This window comes from Pseudomonas sp. Marseille-Q7302, from assembly GCF_965111925.1.
Genome location: NZ_CBCOPK010000001.1, coordinates 1,645,908 through 1,659,301, shown reverse-complemented (window position 1 = coordinate 1,659,301; position 13,394 = coordinate 1,645,908). Strand labels below are relative to the sequence as shown.

The following is a 13,394-nucleotide window of genomic DNA, read 5'->3' as shown; positions in this document are numbered from 1 at the left end:
CCCAGGCGCGCATGAAACAAACTCAGGTTTCTTGTGGCGAACTCAAGTTTTCCTCATACACCCTTAGGTGCCAGGTTTGAAACGCGCCATGCTGCAGACGTCGAAGAATACCCCATCGCGTAGCGCATAGCGGCGCAAGAGACCTTCCTCTTCGAAACCCAGCTTGCGATACAACGCCAGCGCAGGCGCGTTGTCGCTGAAAACGGTCAACTCCACGCGCTGCAGATTCATCCAGTTGTCGGCGAGATCGAGCAGGGCCGTCAGCAGTTGAGTGCCTATGCCCTGCCCCTGGCAATCCTGGGCCACCCCCATGCCGAGGGCACCACAGTGCTGGCGGCGAATGCGCTGCTGCTGTTCGAGACTAGCACTGCCCACCACCCGCCCCTGCTGCAGGGCGACCAGCGCGACCCGTCCCTCGCGCTCGGCAGTCTGACGCTGCCGCCACTGCTCGGCGCTCTGATAGGGCAATTGCAGCACCTGCCGCGCCACGGCCGGATCGCCATAGAGGGCGGCCAGGCCCTCGGCGTGACGATCGGCATAGCGTTCCAGGTGGACGGTAGAGCTGGACATGGGCGGCACTCCTTCGCAGACGTCCGTAGCTTCGCCCAGGTCCGGGGGACTGGACAAGGGCGAAGCGTGAGCCTGCTAACGGAGTCGCGGGATCAGAGGGTCCACTTCAGGCTGAGCATGACGTTACGGGGATCGCCATAGGTGCCACTTCCGGTACCCGTCGGGATGCCCTGCCAGTATTTCTCGTCGAAGATGTTGTTGAAGTTGACCCGGCCATCCCAGTGCTCGTTGAAGCGGTAGCCGGCCATCAGACCCACCAGGGCATAGCTATCCTGCTTGGCCTCGCCGGTGCCAACGCGCTCGAAGGTCTCGCTCTGAGCCTGCAGATCGGCACCGATACGCCAGTTGCTCAGGCTACCCGTGAGTTGGTAGCTGGTGACGGCCTTGAACAGGTGCTTGGGCTGCTCGGGCGCGAAGCGGCGATCCTCGTAGGTGACATCCTTGGTGTATTGGCTAAGTACCAGGGTATAGGCTGCAGACGCCTGCCAGTTTGGCGTCAGTTGGCCGGAGATTTCCGCGTCGATACCGCGACTGCGGACCTCGCCCGCAGCGCTGTAACAGCTCTGCGCGGGGTAGCCAGGGCAGAAGGTGGCCTGATTGGCTGGCAGGTAGGCACGATTCTCCTGGATGGTGTCGAACAGCGCCACGGAGGCATTCAGCGCGCCATCGAAATAAGCACCCTTGAGACCGATCTCGTAGCTTTTGCCAGTCATGGGCTCCAGAACCGAACCCCCGGAGTTCTGCTCGCTTTGTGGCTTGAAGATCTCGGTATAGCTGGCATAGACCGAATAGGTGTCGTTCAGGTCGTAGATGATGCCGGCATAGGGCGTGACTTCGCGGGTGGCCTTGTAGTCGTTGTCGCTGTAAAGGTTGTCGAAGTCATACCAGCTGACTCGTCCCCCGACGATGACGTGCAGCGGGTCCACCGGATTGAAGCGCGCTGCCGCATACACCGCCTCTTCGGTGGTGGTGTTCTTGCTGGCATAGGGTGTCAGGCTGTCCTTGGCCGGCTTGAGGATGCTGCTGGGGCGGAAGTTGTAGATGTCCACCGGAGTAGCACCGGAATAGCCGCCACGCTGATAGAACTTATCCTGCCGCCGACTGATCCCGGCCATCAGTTCGTGCTCGCGACCCAGAAACTGGAAGGGCCCGCTCACCGAAGCATCAAGGTTGAGCTGATCGGAATCGGTGCGATAGGCGCCCGAAGCGGTACCAAAGTCACTCACCGAACTGTAGCTAAAGTCCGCGGCCGTGGACGTCAGGTAGTTGGAGTAGGTATCGGAATTCGCCCAGACCTGCTGCGCCGCCAGCTTGGCCTTCCAGCCGTTGTCGAAGGTGTGGGTGATGTCGGAGAACAGGGTGTAGTTGTCCTGATCCCAGTAGGCCCAGTCACCGCTCAAGAAAGTAGAGCGCGACAGGTGCAGGTCCTCGCCATTGGGGCCGCTGGGCAGGCTGCCCCAGTCGGAGGTCTTGTCCTCACGCTGCTTGGACGCGCCGATGGTCCAGGTAGTGGAGTCGCTGAGATCCGCTTCGAGGACGCCATAGAAGGTCTGGCGCTTGCGCTCGCGCACGTCCTGGAAGCTGTGGCCGTCCTCATAGGCAGCCACGGCGCGACCGCGCAGGGTGCCGGCTTCGTTGAGCTTGTTGGAGGCGTCGACCTCGGTACGGTAACGGTCCCAGCTGCCGGCGCTGGTGGTGACGCTGACCTGGGGAAAGGCGGTCGGACGCTTGCGCACCAGGTTCAGGGTGGCCGAAGGATCGCCGGCCCCGGTCATCAGGCCGGTGGCGCCGCGGACCACCTCGACACGGTCGTAGATGGACAGATCGGCCGAGGACAGACTGTCGAGGGTGAAGGTCCCGGCCGTGGTGGGCAAGCCGTCGTACATGACGTTGTCGATGCGGAAGCCGCGGGAGAGGAATTCCTGGCGGTCGCCGCCGAACTTGCGCAGCGTTACGCCCGGGGCGTATCTGACCACATCATTGAGATCGGTCATGCCCTGGTCTTCCATGCGCTGCCGGGTGATGACGCTCACCGACTGGGGCGTCTCCCGGATCGACAGGGGCAGGCCGGTGGAGGTACTCATGGCGCCGGTGGTGTAGGAGCGTGTCCCTTCGGTGGTCGTCCGGCCCATCAGGGAGCCATCGTCCGCGCTGATGGTGGTGGCCTCCAGCGCCACGCTGCCGGCCGCCGCCTGGGTGGCCACCGGGGCGACGGTCGCGACCTTGCCGGTGACCGAAGCGGCCAGGCCACTACCAGCCAGCAGGCGCTGCAGGGCGACATCCGGCTCCATCCGTCCCGACAGCGCCGGCGCGCGCTTGCCAACCAGGGCCGTGGCATCGTAGTTCACCTGAAGACCACTGGCGCGCGCGAAGCTCTGTAAAGCATCTGCCAGCGGCTGCGCCGGCTGGGACAGCGCCACAGGGGCGGCCTGGGCGAGGGTCGCCACGCCCAGGGATACGGAAAGCGCGAGAAGGCGGAGGGAGAAGAGCTGCATGTTGTGGTCGTCCTCTAGGGAAACACCGACCCGTCCGTACCCCACGTAAGGACTCGCTGGAGGCTTTCCAGGGACCGGTATCCAATGCCGTCTTGCGCGGCGGGACGCAGGCTATGCAACCTGGAAGCATCTGTAAATGCAAATTAATATCATAAGCGAACGCAAATCCATGCCGTTCATGGAGCAACCGCTCAAGCACAGCCCTTTCGAGCCCTTGGCCTTCCATCGCCTGCCGATAAGAAATTTCAAGAGAATGTTTCGTCAGGTGTAACAGGTGCCCAATGTCAGCAGAGCCCGGTATCTGGAAGGATCGCGTTGCTCCAGATTGGAGGACGCGACAGGGCGGGCGGGGCTATCACGGTGCAGTTGGATCCCACCACCCGTTCCGGACTGACAAGGGCCATGCCTCCTTGTCGCGCCCTACCCCCAGACCAGGCGCTTTGAACCTCCGGCGCCTTCATCGTGAAAGCGCTGGGCGATGGCCAGGATCTGCGGTTCGATGGCCAGAAAGGCATCCAGCACTTCGGGATCGAAGGTGGTGCCACGCATCTCACGCATCATCCGCAGCGACTCCTCATGGCTGAAGGGCTCCTTGTAGCAGCGGCGGCTGATCAGGGCGTCGTAGATATCCGCTACCGCCATGATCCGCCCCGCCAAGGGGATGGTGGTGCCGGCCAGTCCATTGGGATAGCCGCTGCCATCCCATTTCTCATGATGGGTGCTGGCGATCTCGGCGGCCAAGGCGAGGAAGTTGTCCTCCTCCAGGTGGCTCGCGGTGTTGAGGATGATCTGGCGCCCGAATTCGGCATGCCGCTGCATCACCTGCATTTCTTCCGGCGTCAAACGACCAGGCTTGAGCAGGATGGCATCCGGCACGCCGACCTTGCCGATGTCGTGCAGGGGTGCGGACAGGAACAGCAGCTGGATGTAATCCGGCGTGAGCAGCTCTGGTGCCTGACCGGTGCGCCGCATGTGCTCGGCGATGGCGCGGACATAGTGCTGGGTACGCTTAATATGGGCCCCGGTTTCAGGATCCCGGGTCTCGGCCACCGCCGCCATGGACTCGATGGTGATCTGACGCGAACGTTCCAGTTGCCGCCGCCAACGCTCCTCATGACGCCGTGCCAGGATGCTGCGGGTCACCAGCGCCAGGCCTGACAGCACCAGCACCAGCAGCAAGGGCGCCGCCAAGGGCACGAAGATGCTGAGACGCACGAACAACCAGGCGCTGAGCAGTTGTGGAACCACGATCAAGGCCACCGCCAGCAGCAGGAACAGGCGCTGACTGCGGTTGAAGAAAAAGCCTACGGACAACAGCAGGCCGCTCGCCAGACACAACAGCAACTGCAGCACACCGGCGAATTGCGGAACCCGCACCAGGGCTTCGTCCAGCAGATCCTGGGCCAGGGCCGCCTGCAGCCTTACGCCGGAAAAGATCTTGCCCAATGCCGTGGTATGCAGGTCATTGAAACCCGCAGCCGTGACGCCGACGAACACCACCTTGCCCTTGAGCATGGCGGGCGCCACCGCCCCTTGCAGCACGGCCAGTGCCGAGACCTCCGGATAGTGCTGGGCACCGGCATGTAGACGCAAGAGCGCCCGACCCTCGCGGTCGAGCGGCAGCCGGTGATCGCCCAGGCGCAGCGTCGGGCCGGCGAGTCCGTCTTCGACCACCCCCTGGGTAAGCCCCAGGGCGCGCATGCTGGCCGCGAGCGCCAGACTGGGATGCACGATGCCCTGATGACTCAGCAACAGGGGCACCCGCCGCAGGATACCGTCGCTGTCCCGCTGGCTATTGATGAAGCCGCTGAAGCGCGTCTGGTCGGCGATTGGAGCGACGCTGCTCAGGGCCCCACTCGCCTCGGGTAGCCTGAGCGCGTCCAGCGCGCCCGTGAAGCCAACGCCCGGCCGCAAGCCGCTCAGGTGAGGCGTTGGCAGGCCGAGAAAGAAGAAGCGCGCACCGACGGCGCCCGTCTGGCCCATGACATAGCCGAGATAGCCGTCGTTGTCCTGCAATTCCGGCGGAACCCCGGAGAAATTCAGTTCCACGCCGAAGTCGTTCTTGAAGCTCCGCTGCAGCGCCTTGAGCGATGTCCGATCCGGCTCGCTGAACAGCACATCAACGGCGATGGCGGCCGGCTGCGCCTCGGCGATGCGGGAGAGCAACTCCGCTACCCGGTAGCGTGGCCAGGGCCACTGCCCCAGCGCGGCGAGGCTGGCCTCATCGATGCTGACTACCTGGACGGCCTTGGCGTCTTCCTCGTCGGCCGAAAACCGGCTGAGCTGATCGTAGAGGATACGATCGAGGTACTGCAGCGGCGCCAGTTGCAGCAAAGCGCCCAGACCGAAGGCCAGTGATAGTCCCAGGCTGACCAGGAACATCCAGGGCGCTCGACGCCGCAGCGCGGTAGTGACAGCTTTCATGCGCCAGACTCTAGAGAATCAGGATTTCGGCGCGTCGGTTGCGCGGTTCGGATTTGCCGGCGCGCGCCGGTACCAGGGGAACCGTGTCGCCAAAGAACTCGACATTGACGCGCAGCTTGGGATCGAGCCGTTGCAGCAGACCGGCGACTTTACGCGCACGCTGGGCCGAGAGATCGAGGTTGTAGGACGGTGCACCCGAACCATCCGCATGGCCGAATACCGAGATTTCGGTCGGCAGCCGTTCGCGCGCAGTCTCCAGCACCTGAGGCAGGAGCGCCTTGGATTGGGGAGTGAGCTCCATGCTGTCGGAAAGGAAGTTGAGCACGAAGGTCTTGGGTGGCGAAGGCTGGGCCGCCAGGATCTGCTGATTCTGCTGCGTGAAGGTCGGCTGATCCACTAGCTGGGAAGCGGTAGGCGCTTGACCGGGCCGGGCCACGGTGACCTCGGCAAAGCCCTGGTCGATGGCCTGCCGGCCGGCAGAACTGGTGACCGAAACGGCGCCGACATGGCCGTCCTCATCGGGCATCAGTACCACACGGGTCTGGGGTGGACTGGCGCAGCCAGCCAGGAACAACAGGCCGCACAGCAGCAGGCTCGACAGCGCGCGACCGGAGGTCAGGCAAGCGCGGCCGCCCCTCATTGCGCCTGCACCAGAAAACGGGTGCCCCGCACGCCGATGGTGGCGGACGGCGTTTCGATCTTCACCAAGCCAGGCGAGACCTTGCCGATCTTGCCGGAAGAGTAGATCGCCGAGCCCTTGTTCAAATAGACCGAAAAGCCGTAGCGGCTGCTCTTGGGTTCGAACAGATAGTCACGCAACTGCACGTCCGCACCGCTGCCCAGGGTCAGCAGGGTACCGTCGAGAAAGACGATGGCTGCGGTGGACTCCGGACCCGTCTGCAGCCGATCGGCCACCTGCAACGTGGTACCGGCCTGGGCCTCCAGAATGGTCGCCTGGCGCAGTACCTTGACGCTGCCCGCGACACTCTTGATCAGGGCCACATGGCTGTCATCGGCCGCGGCCCAAGGAGATCCCAGCAGCTGCAAGCCAAGCAGGCCCAAGGCAAATATTATTTTTTTCATCATTTCCCGGTCCGTGGATGAGTTGACCTAGTGTGGTAGCTGGGCACGATCAGAGGCTGGCGAGCCAGTTCAAATCGCCAGGCACGCAGTGGAGTGCAATCTAGAGTCGTGAACTCAATCACCTTCTACCAGATAAACAAGCCAGGCGGCACCGCAAGCAGAGCAAGTGGCACTTGGCTATCACTCATCGCTCAGGGTGTAGCGGGACGAACGACCACGGCAGCGGTCTAGTGACCATCGTTTCCAGGTCATCCTTCATGCACATCATTCTGGTCCGTCACGGCAAACCCGATCTTTCCAGCAAAGCCCACTGCACACCGCGAGACATGAAGGACTGGGTGGCGCGCTACCAAAAGGCGCCGGTACCCGCAGGCCAGGAACCCGAGGAGACGCGGCGGCTGGCGCAAGCGGCGGGCTACGTGGTCAGCAGCCCTTCGAGCCGCTGCGTACGCTCCCTTGAATACCTGATGGGGCGAACCGGAAGCCCGGTCGACGATGTCTACGCCGAAGCTCATCTGCCGTATCTGGAAGTGGATACGCCGCGGCTCCCGGTCAAGGCCTGGCGCCTGCTGTTCAGGTCGGCCTGGTTCCTGGGCTTCGCCGCCCACACCGAATCCATCCGCCGCTCGTCAGTACGGGCCGCCCAGGCGGCCGACCGCCTGATCGACCTGGCCGAACGCCACGGCTCGGTACTGCTGCTGGGGCACGGCATCATGAACGTGCTGATCGCCTGGCAATTGCGCAAGCGCGGCTGGCGCGGCCCCCTGCATCTGCTGCTCAAGGACTACTGGAAGCCAAGCCTCTATCGCAAGGGAGACCGCTGACACCGGGTGACCCGCGCCATGGCTGCGCGCGAATGGGAAACACACGGCCTCGCTCAGCCATCCAGCGACGGGCCCACCAGCGCGGCGAGCTGGTCATAGACGCCGGGCGCGGCCACCAGCAGCGGGTTGCCATTGACCAGACCGTCGTTGCGCAGAAAGGCGTTGTGACGGCCGCCGGCTTCCTGGATCAGTACCAGGCCCGCCAGGCAGTCCCAGCCATGGATCAGGGTTTCGTAGTAGCCAATCAGGCGACCGGCCGCGACATAGGCGGTCATCAGCGCGCCGGACCCATTGCGAAAGAACTGCCCGCCTTCGGCCAGCAACCCGGTCACGAAGGGCAGGAAATGCTCCTTGCCGCGTCTGTGCGTCGTACCCAGGCCGGTCAGCCCCTGACGCACCGCCGTAGCCGAGTGGACGCGCAACGGCTGGCCGTTGACGAAGGCACCATGGCCGCGCAGGCCATGGAAGAGTTCGTCGTGGTTCGGGTCCATGATGGCACCGAGCAGCGGTTCACCCTGGTGCATCAGGCCGATGGACACACACCAGTTGTGCAGCCCATTGAGAAAGGGTGCGGTGCCGTCGATGGGGTCGATGACCCAGAGGTAGGCCGCGGCCAGATCGGTGGCGCCGCCCTCTTCACCCAGCAGGCCATCCTCCGGGAAACGCTCGCTCAGCCGCTGGCGGATGAGGTCCTCCAGCGTTTTGTCGGCAATGCTGACCACATCCTGCAGGTCATCGCCCTTGTGATCCACCTGCAGCGCACCACGCTGGCGATAGAACTCGAGCCCGACCTGGGCCGCTTCCCGGGCGATGTCCTGAACGGCGCGGTAGCGTTCGGCGATGGCGGGATCGATGCTGGTCATGGGATTTTCCTGTGGCAAGGTAAGGGCCTCAGGGTGCCAGCTCGGGCAGCGGAAAAGAATACTATCGAGCCTTCCGCACACCGTCTCGCGCCAGGATGACCGGTTCCAGGCGCGATGACGCCGCCTCAATATCAGCAGGCCAGCGGACAGTGCCAAAGGTAGGACTAGTAGCCATGGTCACTGGCATGTCATCTCGCTGTTGCAGGCTGTCGGGTAATGGCAATCGATACGGCGAAATGTGCAAGCGGACCGCACCAAATCCGCTGGCCGCCGTCAGAACATTCAAGCGCTCGATGTACCGGGAGGACGCCATGACCGCACACACTTCGCCATTCCACGGCAATGGTCAGCTGCAACAGTTGCGGCGACTGATCCCCAGGCAACATTTCGAAGGTCTAGAGCGACATCTGGAACTGTTGTCGACCGAATTCCCGCTGTTCGATCACCCGCCTCTGGTCATCCACTGCACGCTCGCCGAGACCCTGGAAAACCTCGGTATCCGGGCGTTCCAGTGGCAAGGTATCTGCGATATGCCCCAGCGCATGGCGCTGGGTAGTGCGCTGATGGGCGAAGGTTTCATGGCTCAATCCAGTACGCCCGAATACACCCTCTATCTCAACGCCCGGGGTGAAAAGGTCCTGCTGCGTCAGGAAACGTCGGCTGGCCAGACGCTGGTCAGTCTGGTGTCGGATTGTCCGCCGCTATTCAGCTACCTGGCCGCCAAACACAGTGAAGCGGTACCCGTGACCTGAAGCGATCTCCAGCGCGCCGCCAGTGACGTGAACCACTGGCGACTCCGATGGCGAACGTGATCACAGTTGCGCATTAACGTCTAACTAATGGGGAACCAAATTGGCGTTGGAATGGTAGATTCACGCTTCGGATCTACCAGGAGACCCAAGGAATGGGACGTCGTATTCTGGCCAGCTTCATCGCTACCTTTGCCGCCCTCAATGCTGGGGCTGCCTCCCTCCCCGCCATGCCGCCGCTCAAGCTGGCAGATCTCACTCTCGAAAGCTCGTCCGTCCCAGCCACTGCCCTGCCTGCTGGTACCCAGGCGCGGACGCGAGATAGCCGGCAACCTGCCGACAGCGCACGTTGGTTGAACGAACGCCAGCCGCTGGTCCGAGAGCAACGCTGGGTGTTCTAGGCCATTCGATTGAGCCCGACGGACGGTTTCTATTTCGTATGCTTTTTATTCCCAGCAAGGGAATGAATAGCCGTTTTCCAGGTCCGTCTGGTTCTACGGGCAACTCATTCGTCTGCCCTTTTGACCTGCATGCGGAGCCGTCATGAAACGCCTGTCCTTTCTCTTGTTCGCCGCGCTGACGGCATGCAGTTCTGCGCCCGTCTCTCCGCCGCCAGATCCGTCGCTATTCGGTGGTCACACCCAGGACCAGCTCAAGCAAAGCTTCGGCTCGCCGCAACGGGTTGCCCAGCTGGATCACCTGGTGGTCTACGAATACCGCAACCTGCGCGCGCCAGGTAGTACGACCCCTGTCTACTCCTTTCTCCTCGAAAACGAACGGGTGATCGAATCTACCCCGGGAACCTTGCAGCTCTATCGCGAGGACGGCATCACCAAGGTGCGAGCGGAAAGCCTCTAGCTAGACCGCGCAAGTCCGGAACGGAGCAAAGAACCGCCTCGAATCGACATGCAAAAAAGTACAGCTTTTGGTGTCTTCCAGCATTTGTTTCCCGGGCGGCAACGGGCTGTAATCCATCCGTGGCTTCCGCTGCAAGGGCCGTCATAGCGGGCTGCGTGGTGGGTTACAACAACAAGAACAGCGTCTGCTGCAGTGGCACAGAACGCGGAGTGCAAGATGAAAACAACACCAAAAGCGCTTTTATTGTCCGCTGTCACCCTCTCTGCCGGCATGGCGTTCTCGCTGTCTCTTCAAGCCGCCGAGACGGTCACCATCGCCACCGTCAACAACAGCGACATGATCCGCATGCAGCGGCTGTCGAAGACCTTCGAAGAACAGCATCCCGACATCAAGCTCAACTGGGTCGTCCTCGAAGAAAACGTCCTGCGTCAGCGCCTGACCACCGATATCGCCACCCAGGGTGGTCAATTCGATGTGCTCACCATCGGCATGTACGAAACCGGTCTCTGGGGCGCCCAGAACTGGTTGGAGCCGATGAAGGATCTGCCCGCCAACTACGACCTGGAAGACCTCTTCCCGTCGGTTCGCGAAGGCCTGTCGGTCAAGGGCACCCTCTATGCCCTGCCCTTCTACGCCGAAAGCTCCATCACCTATTACCGCAAGGATCTGTTCCAGCAGGCCGGCCTTACCATGCCCGAGCAGCCGACCTGGACCCAGATCGCCGAATTCGCCGGCAAGCTGAACAAGCCGGACAAGGACCAGTATGGCCTCTGCCTGAGAGGCAAGGCTGGCTGGGGTGAGAACATGGCCCTGATCACCACCATGGCCAACGCCTTTGGCGCTCGCTGGTTCGATGAAAAGTGGCAGCCGGAATTCACCGGTCCGGAGTGGACCGCGGCCGCCAACTACTATGTCGACAACATGAAGAAGTACGGCCCGCCCGGGGCGTCCAGTAACGGCTTCAACGAAAACCTGGCGCTGTTCAACAGCGGCAAGTGCGCCATCTGGGTCGATGCCAGCGTCGCCGGCTCCTTCACCATGGACAAGAGCCAGAGCAAGGTAGCGGACAGCGTCGGCTTCGCCGCCTCGCCACGCGAGGTCACCGACAAGGGGTCGTCCTGGCTGTACGCCTGGTCGCTGGGTATCCCGGCCACCTCCAAGCACAAGGACGCCGCCAAGACCTTCGTGACCTGGGCCACCTCCAAGGATTACGGCAAGCTCGTCGCGGACAAGGACGGCATCGCCAACGTGCCACCGGGTACCCGCAAGTCCACCTACAGCGAGGCCTACCTGGCAGCGGCGCCTTTCGCCAAGGTCTCCCTGGACATGCTGCAGCACGCCGACCCGGCCCATCCCTCGGCCAAGCCGGTGCCCTATGTCGGCATCCAGTACGTGACCATTCCCGAGTTCCAGGCCATCGGCACCTCGGTCGGCAAGCTGTTCGCCGCAGCCCTGACCGGGCAGATGCCGGTGCAGCAGGCCCTGCAGGCGGCCCAGCAGTCCACCGCCCGGGAAATGAAGCGCGCCGGTTATCCCAAGTAGCGCTGGATACCGGGGTCCGCATTCAGCGGACCTCGGCCTAGCGGCTTTTCCTGCCTGATCCGTCGCTGGCGTCGCGAGACGCCAGGGATTCATCACGGCCTCCTGCCTTGCGGAGCATCGCCATGCAGACCTCCACGCTCAAGACGCCCGCCGTCGATACCCCCACCGCTCCAGCACGTCGTCAACGCCGCCGTGCCGGTCCCGGCTGGTTCCTGATCAGTCCTTCGGTGGCTCTGCTGCTGGTGTGGATGCTGGTGCCCCTGGGCATGACCATCTGGTTCTCGCTGATCCGCTACAACCTGCTCTATCCGGGCGAGCACGCCTTCGTCGGACTGGAGAACTTCGAATACTTCGTCACCGATGCCGGCTTCTGGCCCGGCATGACCAACACCCTGCTGCTGGTGGGCAGCGTGCTGCTGATCAGCGTGGTCTTCGGCGTGCTGATCTCGGCGCTGCTGGAGGCCAGCGAGTTCTTCGGACGCGGCATCGTCCGGGTCCTGCTGATCTCGCCCTTCTTCATCATGCCCACGGTCAGCGCCCTGATCTGGAAGAACCTGATCTTCCATCCGGTCTCCGGCATTCTCGCGGCGATCTGGAAGCTGTTCGGGGCTACCCCGGTGGACTGGCTGGCCACTCATCCGCTGCTGTCGATCATCCTGATCGTCTCCTGGCAGTGGCTGCCCTTCGCCATTCTCATCCTGATGACCGCCATGCAGTCGCTGGACCAGGAACAGAAGGAAGCGGCCCGCCTCGACGGTGCCGGTCCGGTCGCCATCTTCTGGCACCTGACCCTGCCGCACCTGGCCCGGCCGATCGCCGTGGTGGTGATGATCGAGACGATCTTCCTGCTGTCGGTGTTCGCCGAGATCTACACCACCACCAGCGGCGGCCCGGGCTTCGCCTCCACCAACCTGGCCTACCTGATCTACAACCAGGCCCTGCTGCAGTTCGACGTTGGCCTGGCTTCCGCCGGCGGCCTGATCGCCGTGCTCATCGCCAACATCGCCGCCATCATCCTGGTGCGGATGCTTGGCAAGAACCTGACCCAACAGTGAGGACCCCGACATGCTGACGCTCAAGCAATCCCGGCGCCTGCAGAGCCTGCTGCTGGGCCTGCTCGCCTGGCTGGTGGCACTGGTGCTGTTCTTCCCGATCTTCTGGATGGTGCTGACCAGCTTCAAGACCGAGATCGACGCCTTCGCCACGCCGCCGCAGTTCTTCTTCATGCCCACGCTGGAGAACTACCTGACCATCCAGGCACGCAGCGACTACTTCCACTTCGCGCTGAATTCGGTGGTGATCTCCTTTGGCGCCACCCTGCTGAGTCTGTTGCTGGCGCTGCCGGCGGCCTATTCCATGGCTTTCCACGAGACCAAGAACACCCAGCGCCTGCTCCTGTGGATGCTCTCTACCAAGATGCTGCCGGCGGTCGGGGTACTGGTACCCATCTACCTGTTGGCCAAGCAGTTCGAGCTGCTCGACAGCCGGCTGTTGCTGATCGCCATCTACACCCTGATCAACCTGCCGATCGTGGTCTGGATGGTCTATACCTACTTCAAGGACATCCCCAAGGACATCCTCGAGGCGGCACGCCTGGATGGCGCCACCACCTACCAGGAAATCGTCCGGGTGCTGCTGCCGATCAGCAAGGGCGGCATCGCCTCCACCATGCTGCTGTCGCTTATCCTGTGCTGGAACGAGGCCTTCTGGTCGCTCAACCTGACCTCGTCCAACGCCGCGCCGCTGACCGCCCTGATCGCCTCCTACTCCAGTCCCCAGGGGCTGTTCTGGGCCAAGCTGTCCGCCGTCTCGACCCTGGCCTGCGCCCCCATCCTGATCTTCGGCTGGATCAGCCAGAAACAACTGGTACGCGGCCTGTCCTTCGGCGCCGTGAAATGAGCCGTCGCTGCGCTACTGCGCCTGCCGATCCGGCGTCGGAAGCTCGCTCGAAATGCTCATTTACCCGCGTAAACTGCGCTTTCTCGC

Annotated in this window: 13 protein-coding genes; 7 read left to right on the top strand and 6 right to left on the bottom strand. The window is 63.1% G+C overall.

Features of this window, described 5'->3' with window-relative positions; translation table 11 throughout:
* Window positions 1-63: 63 nt before the first annotated feature.
* The 5 genes from ACWPW1_RS07595 to ACWPW1_RS07575 all read right to left on the bottom strand — a co-directional run bounded on the left by ACWPW1_RS07595 (window position 64) and on the right by ACWPW1_RS07575 (window position 6,572).
* Window positions 64-570, bottom strand: coding sequence for a GNAT family N-acetyltransferase (locus tag ACWPW1_RS07595; RefSeq protein WP_454252696.1), 507 nt, complete (start codon window positions 568-570; stop codon window positions 64-66).
* A 92-nt stretch (window positions 571-662) separates the two neighbouring features.
* Entirely contained in the window at window positions 663-3,065 is a 2,403-nt protein-coding gene (locus tag ACWPW1_RS07590; RefSeq protein ID WP_454252695.1) for a TonB-dependent siderophore receptor, read from the bottom strand.
* 420 nt (window positions 3,066-3,485) lie between these two features.
* A complete protein-coding gene (locus ACWPW1_RS07585) occupies window positions 3,486-5,489 on the bottom strand; it encodes a CHASE2 domain-containing protein (RefSeq protein ID WP_454252694.1) in 2,004 nt (667 codons plus the stop codon).
* Between the two features lie 10 nt (window positions 5,490-5,499).
* A complete protein-coding gene (locus tag ACWPW1_RS07580) occupies window positions 5,500-6,129 on the bottom strand; it encodes an OmpA family protein (RefSeq protein WP_454252693.1) in 630 nt (209 codons plus the stop codon).
* Window positions 6,126-6,572 carry a FecR family protein gene (locus ACWPW1_RS07575; RefSeq protein ID WP_454252692.1) on the bottom strand — a complete coding sequence of 149 codons (447 nt, stop codon included), beginning with the start codon at window positions 6,570-6,572 and terminating at the stop codon, window positions 6,126-6,128. Before ACWPW1_RS07575 ends, ACWPW1_RS07580 begins: the two co-directional genes overlap by 4 nt.
* A 257-nt stretch (window positions 6,573-6,829) precedes the next feature.
* Here ACWPW1_RS07575 and ACWPW1_RS07570 point away from each other — a divergent pair, with 257 nt between their 5' ends.
* The gene (locus ACWPW1_RS07570; RefSeq protein WP_059314179.1) at window positions 6,830-7,396 is read left to right on the top strand and encodes a histidine phosphatase family protein; all 567 of its coding nucleotides are present in this window, start codon (window positions 6,830-6,832) and stop codon (window positions 7,394-7,396) included.
* Window positions 7,397-7,449: 53 nt separating this feature from the next.
* On the opposite strand, the gene ACWPW1_RS07565 is transcribed toward ACWPW1_RS07570, so the two are convergent.
* Entirely contained in the window at window positions 7,450-8,259 is an 810-nt protein-coding gene (locus ACWPW1_RS07565; RefSeq protein WP_454252691.1) for an inositol monophosphatase family protein, read from the bottom strand.
* A 311-nt stretch (window positions 8,260-8,570) separates the two neighbouring features.
* Here ACWPW1_RS07565 and ACWPW1_RS07560 point away from each other — a divergent pair, with 311 nt between their 5' ends.
* From ACWPW1_RS07560 to ACWPW1_RS07535, 6 genes are all read left to right on the top strand, one after another.
* On the top strand, window positions 8,571-9,011 hold the full coding sequence (locus tag ACWPW1_RS07560) for a hypothetical protein (protein WP_454252690.1): 441 nt from the start codon (window positions 8,571-8,573) through the stop codon (window positions 9,009-9,011).
* Between the two features lie 152 nt (window positions 9,012-9,163).
* Complete coding sequence (locus ACWPW1_RS07555; protein WP_059314176.1) at window positions 9,164-9,409, top strand: hypothetical protein; 246 nt, start codon at window positions 9,164-9,166, stop codon at window positions 9,407-9,409.
* Between the two features lie 142 nt (window positions 9,410-9,551).
* A complete protein-coding gene (locus ACWPW1_RS07550; protein WP_059314175.1) occupies window positions 9,552-9,866 on the top strand; it encodes a hypothetical protein in 315 nt (104 codons plus the stop codon).
* A gap of 270 nt (window positions 9,867-10,136) precedes the next feature.
* Complete coding sequence (locus tag ACWPW1_RS07545; protein WP_423815078.1) at window positions 10,137-11,408, top strand: ABC transporter substrate-binding protein; 1,272 nt, start codon at window positions 10,137-10,139, stop codon at window positions 11,406-11,408.
* 122 nt (window positions 11,409-11,530) lie between these two features.
* Entirely contained in the window at window positions 11,531-12,463 is a 933-nt protein-coding gene (locus ACWPW1_RS07540; protein WP_271654311.1) for a carbohydrate ABC transporter permease, read from the top strand.
* A gap of 10 nt (window positions 12,464-12,473) precedes the next feature.
* Window positions 12,474-13,307, top strand: a complete 834-nt coding sequence (locus ACWPW1_RS07535) for a carbohydrate ABC transporter permease (protein ID WP_059314172.1) — start codon at window positions 12,474-12,476, stop codon at window positions 13,305-13,307.
* The last annotated feature ends 87 nt before the right edge of the window (window positions 13,308-13,394 follow it).

Coding starts and splice junctions, on each gene's coding strand:
- ACWPW1_RS07570 (WP_059314179.1), top strand. CDS start 6,830: ATGCACATCATTCTGGTCCGTCACGGCAAACCCGATCTTTCCAGCAAA.
- ACWPW1_RS07580 (WP_454252693.1), bottom strand. CDS start 6,129: ATGAGGGGCGGCCGCGCTTGCCTGACCTCCGGTCGCGCGCTGTCGAGC.
- ACWPW1_RS07560 (WP_454252690.1), top strand. CDS start 8,571: ATGACCGCACACACTTCGCCATTCCACGGCAATGGTCAGCTGCAACAG.
- ACWPW1_RS07555 (WP_059314176.1), top strand. CDS start 9,164: ATGGGACGTCGTATTCTGGCCAGCTTCATCGCTACCTTTGCCGCCCTC.
- ACWPW1_RS07550 (WP_059314175.1), top strand. CDS start 9,552: ATGAAACGCCTGTCCTTTCTCTTGTTCGCCGCGCTGACGGCATGCAGT.
- ACWPW1_RS07585 (WP_454252694.1), bottom strand. CDS start 5,489: ATGAAAGCTGTCACTACCGCGCTGCGGCGTCGAGCGCCCTGGATGTTC.
- ACWPW1_RS07535 (WP_059314172.1), top strand. CDS start 12,474: ATGCTGACGCTCAAGCAATCCCGGCGCCTGCAGAGCCTGCTGCTGGGC.
- ACWPW1_RS07565 (WP_454252691.1), bottom strand. CDS start 8,259: ATGACCAGCATCGATCCCGCCATCGCCGAACGCTACCGCGCCGTTCAG.
- ACWPW1_RS07575 (WP_454252692.1), bottom strand. CDS start 6,572: ATGAAAAAAATAATATTTGCCTTGGGCCTGCTTGGCTTGCAGCTGCTG.
- ACWPW1_RS07545 (WP_423815078.1), top strand. CDS start 10,137: ATGGCGTTCTCGCTGTCTCTTCAAGCCGCCGAGACGGTCACCATCGCC.
- ACWPW1_RS07590 (WP_454252695.1), bottom strand. CDS start 3,065: ATGCAGCTCTTCTCCCTCCGCCTTCTCGCGCTTTCCGTATCCCTGGGC.
- ACWPW1_RS07540 (WP_271654311.1), top strand. CDS start 11,531: ATGCAGACCTCCACGCTCAAGACGCCCGCCGTCGATACCCCCACCGCT.
- ACWPW1_RS07595 (WP_454252696.1), bottom strand. CDS start 570: ATGTCCAGCTCTACCGTCCACCTGGAACGCTATGCCGATCGTCACGCC.